Genomic DNA, 2,248 nt, shown 5'->3' on the forward strand with positions numbered 1-2,248 from the left:
CGAGCGCGGCGGCCAGCTGCACCGCGGCCGTGCCGACACCGCCCGCGGCGCCGTGCACCAGCACGGTCTCGCCCTGACGCAGCCCGCCCCGCCGGGTCAACGCGAAGTGCACGGTGAGGTAGTTCATCGGCAGTGCGGCGGCCGCGGTGAACGACAGCCGGTCCGGGATGCCGAACACCATCCCGGGACGGGCCGCGACGGTCTCGGCGAAACCGCCGAGCCCGGGGAACGCCGCCACCCGGTCACCGGGCCGCACGGAGGCGTCGTCCGGCGCCGTGCGCACCACCCCCGCCACCTCGGTGCCCGGCACGAACGGCAGGTCGGGCTGGATCTGGTAACGGCCCTGGCTCTGCAGCACGTCCGGGAAGGTCACCCCGGCCGCGTGCACGTCGATGAGGACGGATCCGTCCCCGCCGGGCTCGTCGACGTCCGCGACCCGCACGGCCGCGGGTCCGTCCAGGGTTGTGACCTGGGCTGCACGCATGCGCTGCTCTCCTTCGACGCCGGTTCGCCGCGGGACGCGGTGCCCCACGGTGATTTTGCACTCTAGGTGCACACTGTAGGCTCCGGCGACAGCGGTGTGAACGCCGCCACCGACGGCAACGGCAGGGATGGACCGGAGTGGGGCCAGAGCGGACCGGGGACACCGACGGACGCACCCGACGCCGGCTGCGGACGCGGCAGGCGATCATCGACGCCCACGTGGATCTCATGCTCGAAGGGGACCTGCGGCCGACCGTCGACCGGATCGCACAGCGGGCCGGGGTCTCCCGCCGGGCGCTGTGGACGCACTTCGCCGACCGCGAGGAGCTCTTCGCCGCGGCGGGCGAGAAGACACTGGGCCTGCAGTACGCCGACGCCGGGCCGCTCCCGGTCGGGGCCGCGCTGGACGAGCGCATCGACTGGTTCTGCCGCCGCCGGGTACGGATGCTGGAATCGATCGCGGGGGTGGCCCGGGCCGCGCAGCTCTGGCTGCCGTTCTCCGCCCAGGTCCGCCGCAACCGCGCCCGGCACAACGACCGGCTCCGGGACGAGATCGAGCGGCTGTTCGCCCCGGAACTGGACCGGTTGGCCGGCCCGGACCGCACCGAGCTGGTCCGGGCCCTGGTGCTCGCGACGAGCTGGCCCGCGTGGATGGGCGGCCGCGACGACCTCGGGCTGGATGTCCCCGACGCCGCGGCCGTGCTGCACCGGACGGTGTCCGCGCTGTTCACCGCCGCGCGGACACCGCCGGGCACGGACGGGTGAGCCGGGTCGGGCCCGGCCCGGCTCAGTCCCCGCTGCGCGCGAAGACCAGGCGGTAGATCAGCAGGATCACCACCGCTCCGCCGACCGCCAGGCCCCACGTGCGCAGGTCGAAGAACGTGCCGAGGTCGGTGTCGAACAGTGTGCGGCCGAGCCAGCCACCGAGCAGGGCTCCGCCCACACCCAGCAGGACGGTGATGATGCAGCCGCCCGGGTCCTTGCCCGGCATCAGCAGCTTCGCGATGCCGCCGGCGAGCAGGCCCAGGATGATCCAACCGAGAATACCCATGCGCACACGGTACTGATCTTGAGGTGTCCCCGCGCGGCACCCTCGGTCCGCGGCCGCCGCGCGGGCGCGTGCGCTAGCGTTGAAGGGTCCGGCGACGCCGGACACCGGCGACACGGCCGAGGTCACGGAGGTGAGCAGGTGAGCGACCGCTCCGCCCGGGAGGGTGCGGTGACGGCCCGGGACGTCGCCGAGGCGGCCGCCGGGTTCGCCGACGTCATCCCGCCCACGCCGCTGCAACGCAACGAGCGGCTGTCCCGCCGGTACGGGCTCGACGTGTGGCTCAAGCGGGAGGACCAGAGCCCCGTCCGCTCGTACAAGGTCCGCGGCGCCTACAACCGGATCAGCCGCCTGTCCCCCGACGAACGCGCCCGCGGCGTCGTCTGCGCGAGCGCGGGCAACCACGGCCAGGGGGTGGCCTTCGCGTGTGCCGCCCTCGGGGTGACCGCGCGGGTCCACCTCCCGCGCACGACGCCCCGGCAGAAGCGGGACCGGATCGCGTGGCTGGGCGACAAACAGGTCACGGTCGTCGTCGAGGGGGACACCTACGACGACGCAGCCCGGTCGGCCGAACAGGACGCGGCGGAGACGGGCGCGGTGCTGGTCCCCCCGTTCGACGACCCGCGCACGATCGCCGGGCAGGGCACGGTCGCCGCCGAGATCGTCGCGCAGCTCGGGCGGGCCCCGGACGCCGTGGTGGTGCCCGTCGGCGGGGGC

4 protein-coding genes are annotated in these 2,248 nt (G+C 74.6%); 2 read left to right on the forward strand and 2 right to left on the reverse strand.

What is annotated here, in order from left to right; genetic code table 11:
- Nucleotides 1–484, reverse strand: a 484-nt coding sequence (locus ACTIR_RS26750) for an alcohol dehydrogenase catalytic domain-containing protein (protein WP_034240387.1), incomplete at its 3' end; no start/stop codon positions are given.
- Nucleotides 485–621: 137 nt separating this feature from the next.
- Between ACTIR_RS26750 and ACTIR_RS0115425 the strand changes: the two genes are divergently transcribed.
- On the forward strand, nucleotides 622–1,248 hold the full coding sequence (locus tag ACTIR_RS0115425) for a TetR/AcrR family transcriptional regulator (RefSeq protein ID WP_026454950.1): 627 nt from the start codon (nucleotides 622–624) through the stop codon (nucleotides 1,246–1,248).
- Nucleotides 1,249–1,270: 22 nt separating this feature from the next.
- On the opposite strand, the gene ACTIR_RS0115430 is transcribed toward ACTIR_RS0115425, so the two are convergent.
- The gene (locus ACTIR_RS0115430) at nucleotides 1,271–1,534 is read right to left on the reverse strand and encodes a GlsB/YeaQ/YmgE family stress response membrane protein (RefSeq protein WP_007027333.1); all 264 of its coding nucleotides are present in this window, start codon (nucleotides 1,532–1,534) and stop codon (nucleotides 1,271–1,273) included.
- A 138-nt stretch (nucleotides 1,535–1,672) separates the two neighbouring features.
- Between ACTIR_RS0115430 and ACTIR_RS0115435 the strand changes: the two genes are divergently transcribed.
- On the forward strand, nucleotides 1,673–2,248 hold a 576-nt coding region (locus tag ACTIR_RS0115435), incomplete at its 3' end, for a pyridoxal-phosphate dependent enzyme (protein ID WP_026454951.1).

This window comes from Saccharomonospora iraqiensis subsp. iraqiensis (assembly GCF_000430445.1).
Lineage (GTDB): Bacteria > Actinomycetota > Actinomycetes > Mycobacteriales > Pseudonocardiaceae > Saccharomonospora > Saccharomonospora iraqiensis.